The sequence below is a fragment of the Streptomyces sp. 8N616 genome, from assembly GCF_052246385.1.
Classification (GTDB): domain Bacteria; phylum Actinomycetota; class Actinomycetes; order Streptomycetales; family Streptomycetaceae; genus Streptomyces.
Map to the genome: position 1 here is coordinate 1 of NZ_JBQQBY010000060.1, position 23,369 is coordinate 23,369.

14 protein-coding genes are annotated in these 23,369 nt (G+C 71.7%); 8 read left to right on the forward strand and 6 right to left on the reverse strand.

The annotated features are described in order from the left end of the window. Nucleotides 1-293 (reverse strand): glycosyltransferase family 2 protein (locus ACTWQC_RS34345; protein ID WP_443319783.1); only part of this gene is annotated, 293 nt, incomplete at its 3' end. A gap of 68 nt (nt 294-361) precedes the next feature. Between ACTWQC_RS34345 and ACTWQC_RS34350 the strand changes: the two genes are divergently transcribed. The 3 genes from ACTWQC_RS34350 to ACTWQC_RS34360 are packed head-to-tail and all read left to right on the forward strand — an operon-like array spanning nt 362 to nt 4,319. Beyond that, on the forward strand, nt 362-1,357 hold the full coding sequence (locus ACTWQC_RS34350) for a glycosyltransferase family 2 protein (protein WP_443319784.1): 996 nt from the start codon (nt 362-364) through the stop codon (nt 1,355-1,357). 8 nt (nt 1,358-1,365) lie between these two features. Continuing rightward, a complete protein-coding gene (locus tag ACTWQC_RS34355; RefSeq protein WP_443319806.1) occupies nt 1,366-1,716 on the forward strand; it encodes a GtrA family protein in 351 nt (116 codons plus the stop codon). Next, nucleotides 1,713-4,319: a YfhO family protein gene (locus tag ACTWQC_RS34360; RefSeq protein ID WP_443319785.1), complete on the forward strand. Its 2,607-nt coding sequence runs from the start codon at nt 1,713-1,715 to the stop codon at nt 4,317-4,319. The genes ACTWQC_RS34355 and ACTWQC_RS34360 overlap by 4 nt, the downstream gene beginning before the upstream one ends. Before the next feature lie 41 nt (nt 4,320-4,360). On the opposite strand, the gene ACTWQC_RS34365 is transcribed toward ACTWQC_RS34360, so the two are convergent. Further along, nucleotides 4,361-6,208 carry a stealth family protein gene (locus ACTWQC_RS34365; protein WP_443319807.1) on the reverse strand — a complete coding sequence of 616 codons (1,848 nt, stop codon included), beginning with the start codon at nt 6,206-6,208 and terminating at the stop codon, nt 4,361-4,363. Between the two features lie 304 nt (nt 6,209-6,512). Here ACTWQC_RS34365 and ACTWQC_RS34370 point away from each other — a divergent pair, with 304 nt between their 5' ends. Together ACTWQC_RS34370 and ACTWQC_RS34375 are read left to right on the forward strand one after the other, a co-directional pair. Next, nucleotides 6,513-7,568 (forward strand): hypothetical protein, encoded by a 1,056-nt coding sequence (locus ACTWQC_RS34370; protein WP_443319786.1) that lies wholly within the window; start codon nt 6,513-6,515, stop codon nt 7,566-7,568. Next, nucleotides 7,565-10,570: a stealth conserved region 3 domain-containing protein gene (locus ACTWQC_RS34375; protein ID WP_443319787.1), complete on the forward strand. Its 3,006-nt coding sequence runs from the start codon at nt 7,565-7,567 to the stop codon at nt 10,568-10,570. Before ACTWQC_RS34370 ends, ACTWQC_RS34375 begins: the two co-directional genes overlap by 4 nt. Before the next feature lie 72 nt (nt 10,571-10,642). Here the strand turns inward: ACTWQC_RS34375 and ACTWQC_RS34380 are convergent, their stop codons facing one another. Next, nucleotides 10,643-15,595: an NAD-glutamate dehydrogenase gene (locus ACTWQC_RS34380; protein WP_443319788.1), complete on the reverse strand. Its 4,953-nt coding sequence runs from the start codon at nt 15,593-15,595 to the stop codon at nt 10,643-10,645. Between the two features lie 454 nt (nt 15,596-16,049). On the opposite strand from ACTWQC_RS34380, the gene ACTWQC_RS34385 reads away from it, so the two are divergent. Continuing rightward, on the forward strand, nt 16,050-16,616 hold the full coding sequence (locus ACTWQC_RS34385; protein ID WP_443319789.1) for a DJ-1/PfpI family protein: 567 nt from the start codon (nt 16,050-16,052) through the stop codon (nt 16,614-16,616). A 100-nt stretch (nt 16,617-16,716) separates the two neighbouring features. On the opposite strand, the gene ACTWQC_RS34390 is transcribed toward ACTWQC_RS34385, so the two are convergent. Further along, a complete protein-coding gene (locus ACTWQC_RS34390) occupies nt 16,717-17,391 on the reverse strand; it encodes an HAD family hydrolase (protein WP_443319790.1) in 675 nt (224 codons plus the stop codon). A 58-nt stretch (nt 17,392-17,449) separates the two neighbouring features. Continuing rightward, nucleotides 17,450-17,983, reverse strand: coding sequence for a DUF6912 family protein (locus ACTWQC_RS34395; RefSeq protein WP_443319791.1), 534 nt, complete (start codon nt 17,981-17,983; stop codon nt 17,450-17,452). Between the two features lie 288 nt (nt 17,984-18,271). On the opposite strand from ACTWQC_RS34395, the gene ACTWQC_RS34400 reads away from it, so the two are divergent. Next, a complete protein-coding gene (locus tag ACTWQC_RS34400) occupies nt 18,272-18,901 on the forward strand; it encodes an Rv3235 family protein (RefSeq protein ID WP_443319792.1) in 630 nt (209 codons plus the stop codon). 125 nt (nt 18,902-19,026) lie between these two features. On the opposite strand, the gene secA is transcribed toward ACTWQC_RS34400, so the two are convergent. Further along, nucleotides 19,027-21,855, reverse strand: a complete 2,829-nt coding sequence (gene secA, locus ACTWQC_RS34405; protein WP_443319793.1) for a preprotein translocase subunit SecA — start codon at nt 21,853-21,855, stop codon at nt 19,027-19,029. Nucleotides 21,856-22,128: 273 nt separating this feature from the next. Between secA and ACTWQC_RS34410 the strand changes: the two genes are divergently transcribed. Next, nucleotides 22,129-23,295, forward strand: a complete 1,167-nt coding sequence (locus ACTWQC_RS34410) for a winged helix-turn-helix domain-containing protein (RefSeq protein WP_443319794.1) — start codon at nt 22,129-22,131, stop codon at nt 23,293-23,295. Nucleotides 23,296-23,369: the final 74 nt, after the last annotated feature.

The following is a 23,369-nucleotide window of genomic DNA, read 5'->3' on the forward strand; positions in this document are numbered from 1 at the left end:
CGCCCGCGTGCCTCCCCGGTCCCGCGTGTGTGGGGCTCCCCACAACCGCCGCTGTTCCGGTCCAGCCGGAAGACCCGCACACGGCCGGGATGGTCGGCGGCGAGCTCCCGCGCCACCTCGTACGAGCCGTCCGTGCTGCAGTCGTCCACGATCAGGACCTCGACGCTGCGCAGGGTCTGGCCGAGGGCCGAGCGCACGGCGGTGGGGAGCCGCGCGGCATCGTTGTAGACGATCACGACCACCGACACCTCAGGTGCCGGCGCCGGGTTTCCGGTGGTTTCCGTGGTGCCCATCCGCCCCTCCGATCGGCTGAACCAAAGACTGATCATAACGCGCCAAACCATGACATCTCGTACAGTACGTGCGTGGTGTGACGGCGGTGGCACCGGAGGTGCGCGGGGTGTTGTCGGTGGTGGTGCCCTGCTTCGACGAGGAGCAGGTGCTCGAGGCGTTCAACCGGGAGCTGCACGTCCGGCTGCTCGAGCTCGGGATCCCGTACGAGGTGGTCTACGTCGACGACGGCTCGACCGACTCCACGCTATCCCTGCTGCGCCGGTTCGCCTCCTGCGACCACCACATCCGCTACCTCTCCCTGTCCCGGAACTTCGGCAAGGAGGCGAGCATGCTCGCCGGCCTGCGGGAGAGCACCGGCGACCAGGTCGTCCTCATGGACGCCGACCTCCAGCACCCACCCGCCTTCATGGGGCGGATGCTCGAGCTCCAGCGCGAGGGCTACGACCAGGTGGTCGCCCGCCGCTCCCGCGACCACGACGGCCGGATCCGGACCCTGTTCAGCCGCGGCTACTACCGGCTCGTCAACCACTGGGCCGAGGTCGAGCTGGTCGACGGCGCGGGCGACTTCCGGCTGCTGTCGCGCCGCGCGGTCGACGCGCTGCTGGACCTGGAGGAGCGCAACCGCTTCTCCAAGGGCCTGTTCTCCTGGATCGGTTTCACCACGGCCTTCTTCGACTACGCGGACACGCCGCGCTCGGGCGGCAGCAGCAAGTGGAGCTACCGCAAGCTCCTCAACTACGCGGTGGACGGTCTCGTCTCCTTCAACAGCAGGCCGCTGCGCCTGGCCATCCACATCGGGCTGCTGCTCTCCTGCCTGGCCTTCCTCTACGCCGCCTGGACCATCGGCGCGGTGCTGATCGGCGGCATCACCGCGCCCGGCTACGTCACCCTGCTCGTCGCGATCACCGGCTTCGGCGGGATGCAGATGGTGCTGCTCGGCCTCATCGGCGAGTACGTCGGCCGGGTCTACAACGAGAGCAAGCAGCGGCCGCACTACCTGGTGCGCGAGCGCACGCCCTCGGACGTGGCCCGGCCGCCGACGCTGCGGGCCCGCTCCTCGTGAGGGGGCAGCTGGTGCGCTTCGCGCTCGTGGGCGTGGTCAACACCGGTACCTACTATGCGCTCTACCGGCTGCTGTGCCTGTGGCTGCCGTATCTGGCGGCGCACCTCGGCGCGACCCTGCTGAGCATGGTCGGCTCGTTCTTCCTGAATGTCCGCTTCACCTACCGGACCGACCCGACCTGGCGGAAGTTCCTGCTCTTCCCGCTGACCAACGTCACCAACATCGTCCTGACCACCGCCGGAATCTACCTGCTGGTCTCCGTCCTCGGCGTGGACTCGCGCATCGCGCCGCTGATCGCCGCCGCCGGCGCGGTCCCCGTCACCTTCCTGGTCGCCCGCAGCATTCTGGTCGCCGCGTGAGGGCCGCCCGTGGGATCCGCGGGGTCCGCCGGTTCCGCGGCGCCGCGCTGGGCGCGGCCGTCGCCATGGCGGCGTTCGTGGTCTCCGGCGCCGTGCGCGGCACGTATCCCTTCGGCGGCCGCTCCCGGGCCGTCAACGACCTGGGCAACCAGTTCGTCCCTTTCCACGCCCACCTGTGGGACCTGCTGCACGGCACCTCCTCGGGCGATCTGTTCTTCAACTGGAACAGCGCCTTCGGGGTGCCGTACTGGGCCGAGTTCACCAGCTTCCTCGGCAACCCGTTCTCGCTGCTCGTGGCGCTCTTCCCGCGCCGCCTCGTGGACCTGGGCGTCTATACGGGCGAGGTGCTGAGCATCGGGCTGGGCGCGGCGGTGATGGCGCTGTGGCTGCGGCGGCTGAAGCCGGGGGCCTGGTGGCAGACGGGCCTCCTCGGCGCCGCGTACGGCCTTTCGGGCTGGACGCTGAGCGACGGCACGCCCGACCCGATGTGGCTGTGGGGCCTGACCGCCCTCCCCCTGATGCTGCTGGCCCTGGACCGCTGCACCCGCGACCGCGGGTGGCTGTGGGCGGCTCCCATGGTGGGCCTCGCCTGGGCCGGGAACTTCTACACCGCCATGATGGCCGCCCTCGGCACGGCCCTCGTCGGGATCGTGCTCCTGGCCACGCGCGCGTGGAGCCGGGGAGAGCGCCTGCGCTTCGTACGGAGGGCCGCCGTCGCCTTCGCGCTCGGCACGGCCCTCGCCGCGCCCGCCTACCTGCCCGCCTACCTCGCCAGCGGGAACGCCGTCCCGCTGCCGGCGCTGCCCTTCCACCGCCCGCGGCTGCTCGAATACGCGCTCCAGCTGCTGCCCGCGCAGCGCGCCTTCGGCGGCTTCCCCCGGTTCTTCGCGGGCATGCTCGTCCTGCTGCTGGTGCTCGCCTTCCCGCTCAGCCGGCGGATCCCCGCGCGCACGCGCGCGGGGTGGTGCGCGGCCCTGCTCGCGGTCGCCGCCTCCTTCTGCTGGCTGCCCACGGTCAAGCTCTGGCACGGCCTCTCCCAGCCCAACGGCAGCCCCTACCGGGCGGCCTTCGTGCTGACCGGACTGCTGGTCTCCGTCGCCTGGCTCTGCCTCGCCCACCGGCCGGGTCCGCGCCCGCTGCTCGCCGCGGGCGCGGCCGCCTGCGCCCTCGCCGCGCTGTCCGCGCACCACGAGAACGGGGTCGGCCCGCTCACCTGGCTCGTGGTCCTCGGCTCCGGCGGCGTGACCCTGGGCCTGCTGCTGGTCCTGCCGCGTACAGGGGGCCGTACCGCGCCGCCCGTCCTGGCTGCAGCGATCACGGTCGTGGTTTTCGCGGAGTCCGCCGCCAGCGCCGTGGCCGTCGACGAACAGCGCAACACACTGCGCTTCTTCGCCCCCAAACCGACCTGGGGCGCGCGGCACGACGCCGTGCGCGAGGCCCTCGACCGCACCCGCGGCTGGCCCGACCACCGCACCGACACCGGGCCCGCGGACATCGTCAACAACGACCCGCAGCTCCTCGGCAGCGAGGGCCCGGCCTACTACAGCAGCTACGTCCCGAAGCGGACCGCCCGACTCATGCAGCGCCTCGGCTACGCCTGGACGATGCACGGCCGCCATGTGATGGGCCAGAGCAACCCGGCCGCCGACGCGGTCTTCGCCATCGGCGCCCGGGTCCGGCACGCACCGGGCTCGGAGCGGGCGAGCGCCGTCCGCTTCCCGGCGCCGCCGCTGGTCACGGTCCATCCCCGGAAGGAGCCCCGGCTGCCCGCCGACGCCTCGGCGTTCGCCCACCAGCAGGCCGCTCTCGGCCATGAGGTGTACGAGCTGCCGCGGATCTCCATCAACCAGGTACGGTCCCGGTCCTGGATCACCCCGCCCAGGCTGCGCGAAGGCGGCCCGTACCGGCTGGCCGCCGGGGGCTCCCCGTACCGCATCCGCGCGCGCTGTACGCCGGGCCGCCGCCTCTACGTGCACGGCCCCTGGACTGACGCCAGGCTCGCCGGTCCCGGCGGGAAGACCGTACGGCTGTGGGGCGACTACCCCGCGAACGCCTCGGCCGCGAAGCCGCTCGGCACGGTCCCCGCGAGCGGGCGGGTCACCGTGACCGTCAGCCCGTTCGAGGACACCGAGTTGCCGACCTCACCTCTCGGGTGCCTCGATACGGGCGGGCTGCGGCGGGCGGTCGCGGAGCTGCGGGCCACCGGCGCCACGCGCGTCGAGGCGGGCGGGCACACGCTGCGGGCCACGCTCCCCGCCGGGTCGTCCGCCACCGCCGTGGTCGCCACCGCGCCCACGCCCGGCTGGCAGTGCTCCGTCGGCGGCAGCCCCGCCCGCAGCCCGGAGAGCCGCCTCGGACTGCTGGCCGTCCCGCTGCCGCCGGGCGCCGGACCGCGCGAGATCTCCTGCTCCTTCCGGCCGCCGGGGCTGCGCCTCGCGGGGGTCACCAGCGCGTCCGCGGCGGCGGTGCTGCTGCTCGCCATGGCACTGTCGGCCGCGCGCAGGCGCCGCGCGGCCGGGAACGGCCGCGGCCAGGGCGCCCCTCCTTCGCCGGGCACCGCGCCTGCGGCGCGGCCTTCTTCCCCCACCCGCCCGCCGTCCTAAGGGCGGGCGAGCGAGACGAGGCCCGCGGCGTGGGCGCGGGGTTACCCCGGCAGCTCGTACGGGGCAGGCAGCGGGAAGTACCCGTCCAGGAAAGGGTGCAGGAGCGCCACCTGCCCCTTGATGTCGGCCTCGTCCGACTGGGTGTCGTTGAGGCAGAAGACCGCCCGGTCGCGGTCGGCGAGCAGCCGGTCGAGACGGGCCGCGGCGTTCGGCCGGGAGAGGTCGATGTACGCGTAGTCGAGGTCGCTCGGCAGCGCCCGGCCCGTGTGGAACGCGTAGTAGTGGTGCAGCGAGGACGGTATGGAGATGTCCTGGAGGCTGCGGAAGCGGTGCGAGGCGGTGGCCCGGTGCGCTTCCACGAACTCCTCCTCGATCTCCTGCAGCACGCCGCGGCGCAGCGCGTGCGGCACGTGCTTCATCTTCTGCACGGGCGTGGTGCCGAACCGCGCCTCGATCAGCGCCCGGTTGTTCTTGCCCGCCACCGATACGGGCACGTCCTCGTCCGACGGCGGGCCGAGCGGCACGAGCGCAGGCGAGGGGAAGAACTTCGTCAGCCCGTTGGCCAGGAAGAAGTCCTGCGGCACGGCCTCATGCCCGAGGAAGACGTCGTCGTTGAAGTACAGGAAGTGCTCGGACAGGCCCTCGATGTGGTGCAGCTGGCTCTCGATGGCGTGCGAGTTGAACGTGGGCAGCGCCTGCTGGTCGCGGAAGATCTCGCGGTGACCGACGATCCTGATGCGGGGATTGGAGGTGTCGAGCCAGCCGGGGATCTGGTCGTCGGTGACGATGTAGATGCCGCGCACCCACGGCGCGTAGGTCTCCAGCGAGCGCAGCGAGTAGCGCAGCTCGTCGCGGTTGGCGTAGCGGGCGGCGTTGGCCGCCTCGTCGTGGTACGCGCGGCCGGCGAAACGGGCGCGGCGGCTCAGCCACGCGGGGTCGGAGCCGTCGACCCAGGTGTAGACGGCGTCGATGGGGAAGGCGATGTCGCCGGGCAGCGGGTGGGTGAACTCCTCGCGGGTGCGCACCTGGAGGGGCACGGTGGCGCGCGGGCCCCGGGAGGCGCCCGAGCCGTGAGTGCCACGGGAGCCCTGGCTGTCGCGGGTGTCTTGGCTGCCGCGGGAGCCCTGGCTGTCGCCGGGCACGTACGGCGCGGTGAACAGCGCGCCCGGGACCCGCACGGACCGGCCTCCGGCGGGCACCGACTCGGTGACGGCGTTGCGGCGCGGAGCCGTGAGCCGGCCGTCCTCGCGGGTCCAGAACTCGACGTCGCAGCCGTACGGGGTGCCGAGCACCAGCCGCTGCCGCGGGTCGGTGCGGAACCAGCAGATCCGCAGCGCCTCCGCCGAGGCCAACCGGCGCCAGACGCCCGGCTCGTAGCCGGGGCCGACGTGCTTCGGTTCGCGGCTGCCGTACGCGAGCGCGCTCACGTACCCGGGCAGTGTGCGGCACAGCCGGGCGAGGGCCGCGAGCGCACGGCCGCGGTCCTCGGCGGCGACGGCGACCACGGCTGCGCTGCGCTGTCTGCCCCGTACGCAGAAGTACGCGATCCCGGCCTCCTCCAGCGCCGCGGTGACCGCGCCGAGGTTCGCCGTCCGGGCCTGAACGGGCGACAGGTCGCGCTCCACCAGGGCTATGCGGGGCTGCCCCGCCACAACGGCGACCGTACGCCCCGGGACGGAGAGCAGGTCCTGGCGGCGGCCGGCCAGGTGGGCGGCGCGCAGCCGGTGGATCCCGCGGGCCGAGGTGAGTTCCCCGATGCGCCGCTTGACGCTGCGCCGCAGCTCGGGCGAGGAGCGTCCGGCGATCGCCCGGCGGATGCCCACGGGGACGGCCTTGCGGTAGACCGACACCAGCGCCGACGCTTCCGGATTGACCGGGGCACCGGCCACACTGCCGCGCCTGCGCAGTTCTGCCGCCCCCGGACCGGGCTCGGCTATGCCCTGTCCCTTCACTGAACCGCTCCATTCGTGGGTGAGCCGTTAGTACATCGTTGGACTGACGACTGCTGTTCCGAGTTGTGCGCATTGACATCGCAGTTCGCCTTTTCGTCCCCCGTGCAACCTCTTTGGCGGAGTGGCTGTCTTATGGATAGACGGAGGCTTTGCGGCATCTGCTGTTCAACACCTCGGTGACCCCGATCACCCCTGATGAGATGAAACAAGATGGTTTGGCCATGCTGAGAAACGGGTCCCTATGAGCGACGCCCTGCTGGCCCGCGCCGTCGGAGCCGCGCGGAAGGCCCGGACCACCGCGGTCCGGGTGCGTCGCCGCGTGGAGCGGATGAACACGGTCCTGGCGCTCGGCAGCCACGGCAGGCACCGTCCGCTGCTGCGGCCCGTCCACCTCTCCGTGCTCGGCGGCCGCACCCTCAACGCCGCCGTGCCGTTCCCGTCGCCCGTCGCCGGGATCCGCGCTGCCCGGCTCGAACTGCGCCATGGCAGCCGCCGGGAGTCCGTGCCCCTGGAACAGGAGCCATACGGGGACGGCGGCATGCTGCTGCTGACCGCCACCGCGCCGCTGCGCCACACAGTGAGCACCGCGTCGAGCATCGGGGCGAGAACAGTCGCGGGCGGCGGACGCGAACAGCCGCGCACCGGCGTGGACCTGAGCCAGGGGGTGTGGCGGGTCGCGGTCGTCGTGACCGACGGCGCGGGCCGCGAACTCCGGGCCGGTCTCGCCGCTCCCGCCCCGCACCCGGTCGAGGGCCCCACCCTCCCCCACCCCCCGAGCCCGGCCTCCGGCGCGCTGTTCCGGCCCGTACGGTCGGTCGACGGGCACGCGATGCTCAAGGTGACGGCGCCGCGCCGGCAGGCCGAGCTGACCGCGCTCGACCTGCGCTGGGACCGGGTGACCGTCCGCGGGCGGCTGGTCGGCGGCCGCGTCCCGCACGCGCCGTACGCGGCGGAGGCCGTACGGCACGGCGCGAGCGCCCAGGGCAAGGCAGTCCCGGCCCCCCTCCTCTGGGAGGGCGACACCTTCACCTTCGACCTGCCGCTCGCCGCCATGGCCGCGGGCGAACGCACCCAGCGCACCTGGGACGTCCAGCTGCGGTCGGGGCGCACCCGGCTCAGGGTAGCCAGGCGCCTGACCGGCATACGCCACCCCAAGAAGGTCTTCCGCACTCCGTACCGCGTCATCGCCCTCGAGGGCGGCGCGCTGCTGCGCGTGCACGCCCACGTCACCGCGGCCGGCGCCCTCGCGGTGACCTGCGCCGCCATCACCGCAACGCCGATCTACGAGGACGCATGAAGATCACGTACCTGCTCACCTGGGGCGACGAGATGGGCGGCACCGAGATGGCCGCCTACACCCAGGCCGCCCACCTCGCGCCGCGCCACGACGTCGAGGTGCTGAGCGTCTTCAGGACCAGGCCCGAGCCCTTCTTCGCCTCCGCGCGGCAGGTGAAGCGCCGCTACCTGATCGACAGGACCGGGCCCTACGAGCGGCCGGAGCGCGCCGGCGCCCTCGGCGAGGACGCCTGCCGCACCCTCGCCTCGCTCCCCAGCGAGCTGATCAAACCGTCCTGGGAGTCCACCTTCGACCGGCTCTCGGACATCGAACTCACCGCCGCACTCGGATCGCTGGACTCCGACGTCCTCGTCACCACCACCCCTGCGCTGATGGCGGCGGCGGCCGAGCTGACCCCCGCCCGCACCGCCACCGTCCACCAGGAGCACCGGGCCTCCCAGCTGCGCGGTGTGAGCGGCGAGCCGCTGCTGGTGTACGCGCCGCGGATCGACGCGCTGGTGTCGCTGACGGAGCGTACGAACGACTGGTTCGCGGACTCGCTCGGCGCCGCGGCCCCCGAGCTGGTCGCGATACCCAACGCCGTACCCGACGGCTTCCGGCCCCGCTCCGACCTCGACGGCAGGACCGTCGTCCTCGCCGCCCGGATGACCCCGGAGAAGCGACTCGACCACGCCATCAGCGCGTTCGGGCGGATCGCGGCCGAGCACCCGGGCTGGACCATGCGGATCTTCGGCGACGGGCCGCAGGAGGTGAAGCTGCGCCGGCTCGTCGAGGGACTCGGCCTGCACGACCGGGTCGAACTGCTCGGCCGCTCACGGCAGATGGAGGAGGAGTGGGCCAAGGCGAGCCTGTGCGTGCTGCCCTCGCGCAACGAGGCCTTCCCGCTGGTGCTGCTCGAGGTCTTCGCGGCGGGCGTGCCCGTGGTGGCGTACGACATCGTCACCGGGCCCGCCGAGATCGTCAGGCACGGGGTCGACGGCCTCCTCGTACCGCCCGGCGACATCGACTCCCTGGCCGTGGCCATGGACAAGCTGATGGGCGATGACGAAACCCGGTACGCGTACGGCAGGGCGGCCCGGCAGGGCGTTCACGAGCGCTTCTCCGGCCAGCGGATCACCGCCCGGTGGGACGAGCTCTTCGAACGGCTCGTCGCCCGCCGCGGTCGTGGTTCCGTGGAGCGCCTGGCGGCCCGCGCCGACCGGACCGCGCTGCGTATCGCCGCGGGCGGCACCCGCAGCTTCAGCGCCGCAGCGCCCGTCTCGCCGCTGGCCGCCTCGGGGGACGAGCAGAAGGCGCGCGAGATGCTGCTCCAGGCGCAGGACCGCACCGGCCGCCTGATCCGCTCGGCCGGGCGCCTCGCCGAGCTGCGCGACGACATCACCGCGCAGCGCATGGCCGACCTGAATCTCGAGCTCGCCGCGCAGGCGCTGGAGGACGGCGGGGTGCCGTACCTGCTGCTGCGCGACACCCGGAGTGGACACCGGGTCGCCGTGCCCGTGGAGAGCCGGTCACGGGCGTGTGAGGCGCTGGCCGCGGCGTTCCAGGGCGCTCCGGTGTACGCGGAGCTGATCGGCCCGCGCGGCGCCGCCCCCGGCGCCATGCTGGCGGAACGGCTGCGCGAGGCGGGAGATGTGGCGGGCCTGCGGGTCTTCAAGCCGGTGACGTCGGAGAGCAGGACCCTGCGGTACGGGCCCGCGTACGGCTGCACGGTCGAGTTCTGGGCGGAGGAGGACGGCGAGGACGCGGCGGATACGGCGGGCGCGGCGGCCTTGCCGGAAACCGCAGGAGCGGTGGGCACGACGGGGGGCTCGGGGGCCGCGGATTCGGGGAGCCCTGAGGAGGCCGCAGGCAGCGCGGCGGGCGGCGCCGCAGGCGCGCGCGCCGCTGCGTCACCGCGGTGGCGCAGCGCGCCACGCGGCACGACCCTGCGCGGGCCGCGGCTGCCCTCCCTGGTCCCCGACGCCACCCGTCGCGTCGGCGACCGCGACTACCCCACCGCCTCGGCCTTCACCGAACTCCTCATGTGGGACGTCGACTTCCCGGTGGACGCCGTCTACACCTGGGTGGACGACAGCGATCCGCGCTGGCGGGAGAAGCGGGCCCGCTGGACGGCGGCGCGGGAGGCACGGGAGGCACGGGAGGCACGGGAGGGCGGCGGCCGGGAGGCCGACAACGGCGACGTCCGCTTCCGCAACCGCGACGAGCTGCGCTACTCGCTGCGGTCGCTGGCGATGTACGCGCCCTGGGTGCGGAACATCTACGTCGTCACGGACGACCAGGTGCCGGACTGGCTGGACACCTCCGTGCCCGGCATCCGGGTCGTCGACCACCGGGAGATCTTCGCCGACCCCTCCCACCTGCCGACCTTCAACTCGCACGCCATCGAGAGCCAACTGCACCGGATCGACGGGCTGTCCGAGCACTTCCTGTACCTCAACGACGACGTGTTCCTGGGGCAGCCGCTGCGGCCCGACGCGTTCTTCCAGAGCAACGGCATGGCGCGCTTCTTCCGCTCCCCGACCGCGGTCCCGCCCACCGGCGTCACTCCGGACGACGAGGGCTACATCGCCGCGGGCAAGAACAACCGCGAGCTGCTGAAGCGGGCCTTCGGGCGGGTCGCGACGCACGGCTTCCTGCACGCGCCGCACCCGCTGCGGCGCAGCGTCCTGGAGGAGATCGCCGAGCGCTTCCCCGACGAGGTCGCGGCGACCGCGGGGAGCCGCTTCCGCGCGCACACGGACCTGTCGGTCACGTCTTCGCTCCACCACCACTACGGCTACCTGACGGGCCGGTCGGTGCCGTCGTCGATCTCCTGCGCCTTCGTGAACGCGGGCCGCTACGACCACCACACGGTCCTGACCAGGCTGCTGGCCGCCCGCAGCCACGGCGTCTTCTGCATCGGCGACTCGGCAGACGCGGAAGTCCCCGCCCCCGAACAGGACCGCGTACTGCGTGCGTTCCTGAGCGCGTATTTCCCGGTCCGCTCGCCGTACGAAACGTAGCCGGGTCGTGGGCATGCGTTCCTCCCCCAGCTACCGCTGGGGGAGGAACGCATGCCCACACCCGGACCTTCACTAGTGCGTGCGCAGCAGCTGCCGCATCGTACGCATCGCGACCGACAGATTCGCCAGGTCGAAGGACTCCGAACTCTGGATGTCCTCCAGAGTCGTGCGGGCCCTGCCCAGGATCGCCGCGTTCTTCTGCTCCCAGGTCTTGAAGCGATCCTCCGGCGACGCACCGCCGTTCGCCGACGCCAGGATGTCGGAGGTGAGCGCCGCATGCGCCGCGAACAGGTCCTCGCGGATCGCGGCGCGCGCCATCGACTGCCACCGGTCGGCCCGCGGCAGCTCGATGATCCGGTCCATCAGCTGGCTGATCCGCAGCCGGTCGGCCAGGTCGTAGTAGACCTCGGCGACCTCCAGCGGCGTCCTGCCCGTGCGGTCCGCAATCGCGACGATGTCGAGCGTCGGGAAGGCGGAGGAGAAGCCCGCGACGCGCTCCCCCAGCTCGGCCGGCACCCCGGCCTCGGTCAGCTCGTCGTGGATGTTCTGGTACCAGTCCAGGTCGGAGCCCTTGAGCAGCTTGGGCAGCTGGGCCCAGACCTCCGTGACCCGGTCGCCGAAGAACTCCACGTTCTCGGCGAGCCGCAGCGGCTGCGGCCGGTTGCCGAGCAGCCATCGCGTAGCCCGCTCGACCAGCCGCCGCGAGTGCAGCCGGATCCGGGTCTGCACCGCCGCCGGAACCTTGTTGTCCAGGGCCTCGACCTCGTCCCAGACGTAGCCCAGCTTGAAGATCGCGCGGGCCGCGGTCTGGGCGCGCACGACCTCTTCCGTGGACGCCCCGGTCTCCTCGCGCATCCGGTGCAGGAAGGTCGTACCGGCGCTGTTGACCGTGTCGTTGACGAGCACCGTCGTCACGATCTCCCGGCGCAGCGCGTGGTTGTCGATGTGCTCCCGGAACCGCTCGCCCAGCGCCTTCGGGAAGTACGCGTGCAGCAGCCGCTGGAGGTACGGGTCGTCCGGCAGCTCTGTGGCGATCAGCTCCTCGGCGACTGTGATCTTCAGGTAGGCGAGGAGGACGGCCAGCTCCGGCTGGGTCAGGCCGCGGCCCGCGCCCAGCCGCTCCCGGATCTGCCGGTCGGTCGGCAGGAACTCCAGCGCCCGGTCGAGGCGGCCGTCGCGCTCCAGCTTGCGGATGAAGCGCTGGTGGGCGTGGAGGAGGCTGGGGGCCTGGGCGACGGCGTTGGCGAGGGCCACGTTCTGCGCGTAGTTGTTGCGCAGCACCAGTGCGCCGACCTCGCCGGTCATCTCCGCGAGCAGCTTGTTGCGCTGCTTCACGGTCATGTCGCCGTCCTCGACGACCTTGTTGAGCAGGATCTTGATGTTCACCTCGTGGTCGGAGGTGTCCACACCGGCGCTGTTGTCGATCGCATCGGTGTTGATCTTGCCGCCGTGAGCGGCGAACTCGATCCGGCCGAGCTGGGTCAGGCCCAGGTTGCCGCCCTCGCCGACGACCTTGACCCGCAGGTCCTGGCCGTCCACCCGGATCGCGTCGTTGGCCTTGTCGCCGACGTCCGCGTGCGTCTCGGTGGACGCCTTCACGTACGTACCGATACCGCCGTTCCACAGCAGGTCGACCGGGGCCTTGAGGATGGCCTTCATCAGGTCGGCCGGGGTCACCTTGGTGACGCGCGACTCGAGCTCCTCTCCCAGGGCGGCGCGCATATGGGCGTTGACCGGGATGGCCTTGGCCGAGCGCGGGAAGACGCCGCCGCCCTGGGAGAGGAGCGAGGTGTCGTAGTCGGCCCAGGAGCTGCGCGGCAGCTCGAACACGCGGCGCCGCTCGGCGTACGAGACGGCCGCGTCCGGGTTCGGGTCGATGAAGATGTGCCGGTGGTCGAAGGCCGCGATCAGGCGGATGTGCTCGGAGAGCAGCATGCCGTTGCCGAACACGTCACCGGACATGTCGCCGACGCCGACGGCGGTGAAGTCCTGGGTCTGGGTGTCGTGGCCGAGCTCGCGGAAGTGCCGCTTGACCGACTCCCAGGCGCCGCGGGCCGTGATGCCCATGCCCTTGTGGTCGTAGCCGGCCGAGCCGCCGGAGGCGAAGGCGTCGCCGAGCCAGAAGCCGTACGCCGTGGCGACCTCGTTGGCGATGTCGGAGAAGGTCGCGGTGCCCTTGTCCGCGGCGACGACGAGGTAGGTGTCCTCCCCGTCGTGGCGGACGACGTCCTTGGGGGGCACGACCGCGCCGCCGACCAGGTTGTCGGTGATGTCGAGCAGACCGGAGATGAACGTCTTGTAGCAGGCGATGCCCTCGGCCAGCCACGCGTCGCGGTCCACGGACGGGTCCGGCAGCCGCTTGCCGACGAAGCCGCCCTTCGCGCCGACCGGCACGATCACGGTGTTCTTCACCATCTGCGCCTTGACCAGGCCGAGGATCTCCGTACGGAAGTCCTCGCGGCGGTCGGACCAGCGCAGGCCGCCGCGTGCGACCTTGCCGAAGCGCAGGTGGACGCCCTCGACGCGCGGCGAGTAGACCCAGATCTCGTACGCCGGGCGGGGCGCGGGCAGGTCGGGGATGGCCTGCGGGTCCAGCTTGAGCGAAAGGTAGCCGTGCGGCGCGCCGTCCTGGGAGTGCTGGAAGTAGTTGGTCCGCAGGGTGGCCTTGATGACGGTCAGGAAGGAGCGCAGGATGCGGTCCTCGTCCAGGCTGGCCACCTGGTCCAGGGCCGCGTCCAGCTCCTCAAGCAGGGCGTCGGTCAGCTCGACGCCGGCTCCCTGGCGCGCCGGGGACATCCGGGCCTCGAAGAGGTTCACCAGCAGCCGGGTGGTGTGGACGTTGTCGCGGAGGGTGTCCTCCATGTAGTCCTGGCTGAAGGTGGAGCCCGCCTGGCGCAGGTACTTCGCGTAGGCGCGCAGCACCGACGCCTGTCCCCAGGTCAGCCCGGCGCGCAGCACGAGCATGTTGAAGTTGTCGCTCTCGGCCTGGCCCGTCCAGACGGCGGCGAAGGCGTCCTGGAAGCGCTCGCGGGCGTCGTCGGCGAGGTAGTCGCCACCGTTCTGCGTCGGGGCGGGCATCCGCAGCCCGAAGTCGTAGATCCAGGCGCTGGAGCGGTCGGCGCAGCGCAGCTGGTACGGCCGCTCGTCGATGACCTCGACGCCGAGCCGGTTGAGGACCGGCAGGACGGCGGAGAGGGACACCTGGGCGCCGGACTTGTAGATCTTGAAGCGGCGCTCGCCGGGAGCCGCGCCCACGGGCTCGTACAGGCTGAGCTCGAAGTCCCGCTCACCGCCCTCGGGCGTGAGCCGCTCCAGGTGCTGGAGGTCGGAGACCGCGGCGCGCGGCGAGTAGTCCGCCTTGTAGCCCTCCTCGAAGGCGTTGGCGTAGCGCCGCATGAGCTCGGCGGCGCGCTCCTCGCCGACCTCGGCGTTCAGTGCCTCGGAGAAGCCGTCCTCCCAGGAGCGGGCGGCCTCGGCGAGCCGATTCTCGATGCGCTCGGCGTCGGCCTCGGTCAGGTCGGGCAGCTCGGTGCCGGGCTCGACGCGGACGACGAAGTGCAGCCGGGTGAGCACCGACTCGGTGCTCATGAGCGTGAAGTCGACGCTGGTGCCGCCCAGCTCCTCCTTGAGGATGTTGGTGAGGCGCTGCCGGACGGTGGTGTTGAAGCGGTCGCGCGGCAGGTAGACGAGCGCTGAGTAGTAGCGGCCGTACTCCTCCTGGCGCAGGTACAGCCGCAGCCTGCGGCGCTCCTGCAGGTAGAGGACGCTGGTGACGATCTCGCGCAGCTTGTCGACCGGGGTCTGGAACAGCTCGTCGCGCGGGTAGGTCTCGAGGATCTGCAGCAGGTCGCGGCCGTCGTGGCTGTCCGGCGTGAAGCCGGCGGTGACCAGCACCTGCTCGACCTTGCGGCGGATGACCGGGACGCGGCGCACGGACTCGGTGTACGCGGCCGAGGAGAAGAGGCCGAGGAAGCGGCGCTCGCCGACCACGTTGCCCTGCTCGTCGAACTTCTTGACACCGATGTAGTCGAGGTAGGAGGGGCGGTGCACGGTGGCGCGGCTGTTGGCCTTGGTCAGCACCAGCAGCTTGTGCTCACGCGCCTTGGCGCGGGCGTCGGCGGGGAGCCGGTTGAAGGACGGCGAGACGGGGTGGCCGTCGGCCTCCTTGTGCGAGGGGTCGGAGCGCAGTATGCCGAGGCCGGTGCCGGGGACGGCGGAGAGCACGTCCTCCTCGCCGTTGGCGGGCTCGGTGGTCAGCCGGTACTCGCGGTAGCCGAGGAAGGTGAAGTGGTCGTTCGCCAGCCAGCGCAGCAGCTCGCGGGCCTCCTCGATCTCCTCCCGCGGCAGGTCGTCCGGAACCGGCTCGGACTGCAGCCCGTCGGCCAGCCGGATCGCAGCGTCGCGCATCTTCTCCCAGTCCTCGACGGCCTCCCGGGCGTCGGACAGGACACGGAGCAGGTCGGCGGTGATCTGCTTGAGGTCGGAGCGGTCGGTCTCGCGGTCGATCTCTACGTGGATCCAGGACTCGGTGACCGCGTCGTGCGGCAGACCGCCGTCGCGGGGCGAGGCGTCGGGCAGGATCTCGATCAGCTTGCCGGTGAGATCGCGGCGGACGACGATCTGCGGGTGGATCACGACGTGGATGCCGCGGCCCTGGCGGGTCAGCTCGTTGGTGACCGAGTCCACCAGGAACGGCATGTCGTCCGTGACCACCTCGACGACCGAGTGGCTGCAGGTCCAGCCGTTCTCCTCGACGGTCGGGGTGTGGACGCGCACGTTCGCGGTGCCCTGCGGGCGGGATTCGGCGAGGCGGAAGTGGGAGAGTACGGCCCCCAGGATGTCGACCGGGTCGCGGTCGGCGAGGTCCTCGGGAGCGGTGTGCAGGTAGTAGCGCTGGAGGAACGCGGAGAGGGCCTCCGGAGCAAGGCCCTGCACCGGGTGTTGGCCCCCGGCGGGGCTGTTCTCAGCTACCCGGGCCGCCCGTGCGAGCAACTCGGCCTTGGCTTCGTCCAGCTTGGTCTGCATTGTCCTCTTGCTCCTGTCGCGCGCCGTTGCGTGACGTCGGTGATGTCGGCATCACGCCGCGACACGGGATCTCCGGTCGTAGTCGACGGTATGCCTCGGTGAGAGATGGCCGGGGCTGAATCGGCCATGTTCGCCGTCAGCTCCCCGGGCAGGAGATCAGCGGCGGCCGGAGCACAGTGGCTCACCGGGCGCTGGGCCGGGGCTACGCTGCCCCCGCCGCATGGGCCCCTCCTCCCCCGTACCAGGGGAGGCGGGAATATCGCGCTGATCACGGGTTAAGGCTATCGCCCCTGCGGGGGGAGGCGTCATGAGCCGTTTGTGTACAAAACCAGGGGCGGAAGTTTGACGTTCTGGACAGCGGCGCGAACGGCTCTTGGCAAAAAGCGACACGCGGTGTTTGTTGGGCGTGAGGGGTACGAATCGGCCCCGGATCGGACACTGCGAGGTGGGAGCGATGGCGCCGAAGATCTTGATGGTGACCGGGGACGCCGCGGAGTCGCTGGAGGTGCTCTACCCGTACCAGCGGCTGCGCGAGGAGGGCTACGAGGTGCACATCGCGGCTCCGAGCAGGAAGAAGCTCCAGTTCGTGGTGCACGACTTCGAGGACGGCTTCGACACGTACACCGAGAAGCCCGGCTACACCTGGCCCGCCGACCTGGCCTTCGCCGACGTCGACCCGGGGCAGTACGTGGCGCTGGTGATCCCCGGCGGGCGGGCGCCGGAGTACCTGCGCAACGACCCGGAGCTGCGGAAGGTCCTCAAGGCCTTCTTCGACTCGGACAAGCCGGTCGCGCAGATCTGCCACGGGCCGCTGCTGACGGCGGCGATCGACGGGCTGAGCGGGCGGCGCGTGACCGCGTACCCGGCGCTGGAGCTGGACATGCAGGCAGCGGGCGCCTCCTTCCGGGACGCGGAGGCGGTGGTCGACGGCACGCTGGTCTCGTCCCGGGCCTGGCCCGACCACCCGGCGTGGATGCGGGAGTTCCTCACGGTCCTGCGGGACAAGGCGCCGGTGGCGTGAGCCGCGGGGATGGCCGGCCGCGCTGCCCGCGGCCGACCGCCCCATCACCTCTCGGAGCCTGGGGCGGACCCCCCGTTTTCGTCCAGGAGCCCCGGTTCGTCTAGCCGTACAGGTCCTCGGCCGCCTCCACCGCCTCGGCGAGGCTGTCGACGACCGGGACCCCGGCCGTCTCGAGGCTGGCGCGGCTGTGCGAGCCGCCCGTGTAGAGCACGGCGCGAGCCCCCACGTGCGCTGCCGCAAGCGCGTCGTCCACCGCATCGCCGATGACGACGACACGGTCCCGCACGACGCTCCCGTCGAGCGCGGTGAGATGGCGCGCCATGTGCTCGGCCTTCCCCGTGTCCGAGCGCCCGATCCGGCCGTCCACGCGGACGAAGTGCTGCTCGATGCCGTGGGTGCGCACGATCGGTATCAGCTGATCGTGCGGGGCCAGCGAGCACAGCGACTGCGTCAGCCCGGCGGCCTGCCGGTCGGAGAGCAGCTGCCTGGCGCCATCGGTGAGCGCCGCGGTCTCCGCCCGGGACCAGTAGTGGCGGTGGAAGGTCGCGTCCATGACCTCCCACTCCTCATTGGTGGGCAGCCGCCCCAGCAGTCGCTCGTAGAAGCGGGGCACGGGTACGCAGTACAGGTCCCGGTAGCGGGCGAGGGTGATCGGCGGCAGGCCTATCTCGCGGAACGAGGCGTTCGTCGCCTCGATCACCGCATCGATGTCATGGAACAGCGTCCCGTTCCAGTCCCAGACGATGTGCGTCCCGCGTGACCCGTGCATCCCCATGAGAAGACGGTAACCGAGAGATCTGACAGACCGGCTCGTCAGCCGTTGTCGGGCCTGGTCAGCCGTTCCCACCCACGAGGTTCGGAACCTCCTGCGTGGCGTACCACAGCAGCTCGTGGTCCTCCGCACCATCCACCGTGAACTGGGCGTCGTCGTCGCCGAGGTCCGCGGCGCCGAGCGCGGCCGCGGCGGCCGCCACATCCGCCTCGGCGTCATCGGCGTCGAGGTGCACGGCGGCGACCTTGGCGAAGGGCACGGGCCGGGCGATCCGCACCGCGCCCAGCGACGAGGTGTCGAGGCCGCGGTCCGGGTCGGCGGCCGCGGCGCCCTCGGGGACGTCCACGGCGATGACGACCCTGCGGCGGGCTGCCTGCGGGTCGGCGGCGAGCAGCCGCAGCGAGCCCTGTGCGGCGCGGCTGAGCGCCGCGTACTCCAGCTCCTCGATGTCGTCGGAGACGTACCACTCGCGCAGTGCGGGGGTGACGGCGAAGGCGTCCAGCGGGCCGGACCCGGACCCAGTACCGGGCCCCAATTCGCCTGCCTTGTACGCCGCTGCGAGACCGGGGAGGGTCGTGGGGAGGTAGACGCGCATGGCTGCAGCATACGGGCGCGGGTCCCCCTTCGGGGTGCGGGCGCCCTTGCTCAACTGCCCCGTGGGTGCTGGGCCGTGACCCCGGTCGTCGGCCACGTCCGGCCGCACGCGGGGCCCTGATCTGCGCTCAGGCCACGTGATCACCCGGATAGGTGATCTCCGGCGGCCCTCCACGGCCTGGTACGACGTCGTTGCGGCGCGGCGACCCTGCCCCGTAGAAGTCTCCGCAGCGAAGTTACCGCCTGGTACCAGAGACCGGCCGACAACCGAGACCACGGGGACACGACCATGGACCACAGCAGGAGCCGGCCCTCCGGCCGCACGACCGACCGGCGAGCAGGCGACCGGCGCGCCACCGACGAGCGCGCGGTCGGCCGCCAGGGGCCGGGCCGCGGCCCGGCCGCCACGGCGGGTGCCGCACCTCCGCGGCGGCGCGATGTGCGGAGGCCCGGCGGCCCGCGCCCCAGCGGCGCAGGAGCCGCAGCAGCCGCGGGAGCCGTAGGAGCCGCGGGAGCCGTAGGAGCCGCCGCGGCGGCAGCCCTGCGCCGACGCGAGCTGGAGCGCCATCCCCGCTACTGGTTCGCCAACCGGCTCCTGCTGATCCTCAGCGGCCAGAAGCCCGTCCACTGGATGCTCGGGCACACCCTCGGCGCCGCGTACGACCAGTTGGTCCAGCTCGCCCCGCTCGCCCCGCTGCGTCCCGGGCCCACGGCGGGCGGCGGCCGTACGGCCCCGGTCGTGGCCCGCTGCGGCGAGTACCGGCCCGCGCCGGGCGTCATCGAGGCCTTCGCCCGGATCCTGTCCGGCGACCGCCTGACCGCCCTGGCCTTCCGGCTGGAGCGCTGCCGTGACGACCGCTGGCGCTGCTCAGCGGTCGAGCTGGGCGGCCTCACCCAGCAGCTGACCGGCGTCACCTAGCAGCGACCCGGGCACCGGCTCGAGCCCTCAAGGAACAGCACGGGCCGGGCCCCCGGCGGGGACCCGGCCCGTAAGGACCCTCCGTGAAGGCCTCCCGAAAAGGCCTCCAGTAAAGACCTTCTGCGTTACTTCTTGCGGCGGCGGCCGCCGGACTTCTGAGCCTTGCGGCGCTCGGCGCGCGTCATCCCGTCCGCCTCGGAGCGCGCGGGCCCGCCGTCCGTGGAGAAGTCGCCCTCCACGATGCCGCCCTCGCCGTCCACCTTGGGCGCGGAGAAGTGCAGCCGGTCGGGGCGCTGCGGGGCTTCCAGGCCCTTGGCCCGGATCTCCGTACGGCCCACGGCGGCGGCCGGGACGGCCTCCTGCGGGGCCTTCTCCAGGGTCGTCTTCTCGGCGGGCTCGGTGACCGGAACCTCCTCGACCTGCTGCTCCACCTGGACCTCCAGGTTGAACAGGTAGCCGACGGACTCCTCCTTGATGCCCTCCATCATGGCCGTGAACATGTCGAAGCCCTCGCGCTGGTACTCGACCAGCGGGTCCTTCTGGGCCATCGCGCGCAGGCCGATGCCCTCCTGGAGGTAGTCCATCTCGTAGAGGTGCTCGCGCCACTTGCGGTCCAGGACCGACAGCACCACGCGCCGCTCCAGCTCGCGCATGATCTCCGAGCCGAGCTGCTTCTCGCGCTCGTCGTACTGCTCGTGGATGTCGTCCTTGATCGACTCGGCGATGAACTCGGCGGTGATCCCGGCCCGGTCGCCGGCCGCCTCCTCCAGCTCCTCGATGGTGACCTTGCACGGATAGAGCTGCTTGAAGGCACTCCACAGCCGGTCGAGGTCCCACTCCTCGGCGAAGCCCTCGACGGTCTCGGCCTGGATGTACGCATCGATGGTGTCGTCCATGAAGTGGCGGACCTGCTCGTGCAGGTCCTCACCCTCGAGGACGCGGCGGCGCTCGCCGTAGATGACCTCGCGCTGCCGGTTGAGGACCTCGTCGTACTTCAGGACGTTCTTGCGGGTCTCGAAGTTCTGCTGCTCGACCTGGGACTGGGCGGAGGCGATGGCGCGGGTGACCATCTTGTTCTCGATCGGCACATCGTCCGGAACGTTGGCCATCGCCATCACGCGCTCGACCATCTGGGCCTTGAACAGGCGCATCAGGTCGTCGCCGAGCGAGAGGTAGAAGCGGGACTCGCCGGGGTCGCCCTGGCGGCCGCCGCGGCCGCGCAGCTGGTTGTCGATCCGGCGCGACTCGTGCCGCTCGGTGCCCAGCACGTACAGCCCGCCGAGCTCCTTGACCTCCTCGAACTCGGCCTTGACCGCAAGCTCTGCCTTCTCGAGGGCGGCGGGCAGCGACGCGGCCCACTCCTCGGCGTGCTCCACCGGGTCGAGGCCGCGCCGCCGCAGCTCGCCCTCGGCCAGGTCGTCGGGGTTGCCGCCCAGCTTGATGTCCGTACCGCGGCCGGCCATGTTCGTCGCGACCGTGACCGCGCCCTTACGGCCCGCCTGGGCGACGATCTGCGCCTCACGGTCGTGCTGCTTGGCGTTGAGGACCTCGTGACTGATGCCGCGCTTGGTGAGCTGCTGCGAGAGGTACTCGGACTTCTCGACGGAGGTGGTGCCGACAAGGACCGGCTGGCCCTTCCTGTTCTTCTCGGCGATGTCCTCGACGACCGCGTCGAACTTCGCGGGCTCGGTGCGGTAGATCAGGTCGGACTGGTCGAGGCGGGCCACCGGGCGGTGGGTCGGGATCGGGACGACGCCCAGCTTGTAGATCTGGTGGAACTCGGCGGCCTCGGTCATGGCCGTACCGGTCATGCCGCAGAGCTTGTCGTAGAGGCGGAAGAAGTTCTGCAGGGTGATCGTGGCGAGCGTCTGGTTCTCGTCCTTGATCTCCACGCCCTCCTTCGCCTCGATGGCCTGGTGCATGCCCTCGTTGTAGCGGCGGCCGGCGAGGATACGGCCGGTGTGCTCGTCGACGATCATGACGTCGCCGTCCATGACGACGTAGTCCTTGTCGCGCTTGAAGAGCTCCTTGGCCTTGATGGCGTTGTTGAGGTAGCCGACGAGCGGGGTGTTCACCGACTCGTAGAGGTTGTCGATGCCCAGCCAGTCCTCGACCTTGGTGACGCCGGACTCATGGATCGCTACGGTCCGCTTCTTCTCGTCGATCTCGTAGTCGCCGGTCTCGTCCTGGCCCTTCTGCGGGTTGGCCGGCTCGCCCTTGGTCAGGCGGGTGACCAGCTTGGCGAAGTCGCCGTACCACTTCGTGGCCTGGTCGGCAGGGCCGGAGATGATCAGCGGCGTACGGGCCTCGTCGATGAGGATCGAGTCGACCTCGTCGACGATCGCGAAGTTGTGACCGCGCTGCACCAGCTCGTCCTTCGACCACGCCATGTTGTCGCGAAGGTAGTCGAAGCCGAACTCGTTGTTCGTGCCGTACGTGATGTCGCAGGCGTACTGCTCGCGGCGCTGGGCCGGGGTCATGTTGGCGAGGATGCAGCCGACCGAGAGGCCGAGGAACTTGTGCACCCGGCCCATCCACTCGGAGTCGCGCTCGGCGAGGTAGTCGTTCACCGTGATCAGGTGGACGCCCTTGCCGGACAGCGCATTGAGGTAGGCGGGCAGCGTGCCGACGAGGGTCTTGCCCTCACCGGTGCGCATCTCGGCGACGTATCCGAGGTGGAGCGCCGCGCCGCCCATCAGCTGGACGTCGTAGTGGCGCTGGCCGAGCACGCGCTTGGCGGCCTCTCGGACGGTGGCGAAGGCCTCGGGGAGCAGGTCGTCCAGGCTCTCACCGTCGGCGTACCGCTCCTTGTACTCGTCGGTGAGCGCCCGCAGCTCGGCGTCGGAGAGGTTGACGAAGTCCTCTTCGATGGAGTTGACCTGGCCCGCGATGCGGTGCAGCTTGCGCAGGATCTTGCCTTCGCCTGCACGCATGAGCTTGTTGAAGACGGACACGTAGGTTGGTCTCCTTGCCGGTCGGGCCTGGCACGGTCAGAGTGCGCGGGCACGGCGGGACCAGCCCCCGCCGCAACGGCCATCGTAAGTCAGGACCCGGGCGCACCGGGAGGTCCGTCAGTACGTAGGGCCGTGTCACCCTCCGGAATAACGGACGAGCCGCACCGATCGTGCCCGGCGGACGCTGACCGGGCACGTTCTCAGCAGGGCCTTCGCCAGGGGGCCGCCGGCGCCCGGGCCGGGTTGTCAGTGCCCGGGTCTAGGGTGCGGCTCATGACCACGATGCCACTCCCAGTAACGGAACTGTCCGCGGACGAGGCCCGGAGGACAGCCCTCCGTGCCCAGGGGCTGCTGGGCGCACCGGACCGGCACGCGGGGGCGCGGGGCGTGCTGCGGCACCTCGGCGCGGTGCAGCTGGACACGATCTCGGTGCTGGCGCGGTCGCACGAGCTGGTGCCGTACGCGCGGCTCGGCGCGATGGGCCGCCCGGCGGTCGAGTCGGCGTACTGGACCGGGACGCACGCTTTCGAGTACTGGTCACACGCGGCATGCATCCTGCCGATCGAGGAATGGCCGCATTTCGCCTTCCGTCGCAGGGCCTACCGGGCCCGCCCGACCTGGAACCACGACCTGCCGGACGGTGCGTACCGCACCGTGATCAAGCAGCTGCGGGACGAGGGCCCGCTGACCGCCACGGAGCTGGGCGGCGCCAAGAACGGCGGCCCGTGGTGGGACTGGTCGGAGGCGAAGGTCGCGGTCGAGCGGGCCCTGATGTACGGGGAAGTGGTGTGCACCGAGCGGCGCGGCTGGAAACGGGTGTACGACCTCGCCGAGCGCGCCGTGCCCGATGCGCTGCTGCACGACGATCTGGACGACACCGAGTGCGTCCGGCGGCTCGTGCGCCTGGCCGGGCAGTCGCTGGGGGTCGGCACGCGGGCGGACATAGCGGACTACCACCGGCTCAAGGGCGAGCAGGTCGACGCGGTGATCGCGGACTCGGGTCTGGTGCCGGTCGAGGTCGCGGGCTGGGGGAAGCCCGCCTGGGCCGACCCGGAGGCGATGGCCTCGGAGCCGCGCGGGCGGCACCGTACGACGCTGCTGTCCCCGTTCGACTCGCTGATCTGGGACCGGCCGCGTACGGAGCGGATCTTCGGCTTCACGCACCGCCTCGAGGCGTACGTACCGAAGCCGAAGCGGATACACGGCTACTTCGCGATGCCGCTGCTGGCGGGCGGCAGGCTGATGGGCCGGGTCGACCCGGGGAGGGAGGGGAAGACGCTGGTGGCGCGGCAGGTGTCGCTGGAGGGGCGCAAGGCGGTGCGGCCCATGGCGCAGGCACTGCTCGAGGCGGCCGGGTGGGTGGGCTGCGAGGCGGTGCGCGTGGAGCGGGTCATGCAGCCCGAGCTCACGGCGCAACTGGTGGCGGCTCTGTCCGACTGAAGCCGGGCCGACTGGAGCTGTGACCGGCTGAAGCCCTGGCCGATGGGAACCCTGGCCCACTGGTGCCCGGCCGG

Bases quoted from the DNA above. Each gene is read 5' to 3' on its own strand.
- ACTWQC_RS34370 (WP_443319786.1), top strand. From the start codon at position 6,513: ATGAGCGACGCCCTGCTGGCCCGCGCCGTCGGAGCCGCGCGGAAGGCC.
- ACTWQC_RS34375 (WP_443319787.1), top strand. From the start codon at position 7,565: ATGAAGATCACGTACCTGCTCACCTGGGGCGACGAGATGGGCGGCACC.
- ACTWQC_RS34380 (WP_443319788.1), bottom strand. From the start codon at position 15,595: ATGCAGACCAAGCTGGACGAAGCCAAGGCCGAGTTGCTCGCACGGGCG.
- ACTWQC_RS34385 (WP_443319789.1), top strand. From the start codon at position 16,050: ATGGCGCCGAAGATCTTGATGGTGACCGGGGACGCCGCGGAGTCGCTG.
- ACTWQC_RS34390 (WP_443319790.1), bottom strand. From the start codon at position 17,391: ATGGGGATGCACGGGTCACGCGGGACGCACATCGTCTGGGACTGGAAC.
- ACTWQC_RS34395 (WP_443319791.1), bottom strand. From the start codon at position 17,983: ATGCGCGTCTACCTCCCCACGACCCTCCCCGGTCTCGCAGCGGCGTAC.
- ACTWQC_RS34400 (WP_443319792.1), top strand. From the start codon at position 18,272: ATGGACCACAGCAGGAGCCGGCCCTCCGGCCGCACGACCGACCGGCGA.
- ACTWQC_RS34410 (WP_443319794.1), top strand. From the start codon at position 22,129: ATGACCACGATGCCACTCCCAGTAACGGAACTGTCCGCGGACGAGGCC.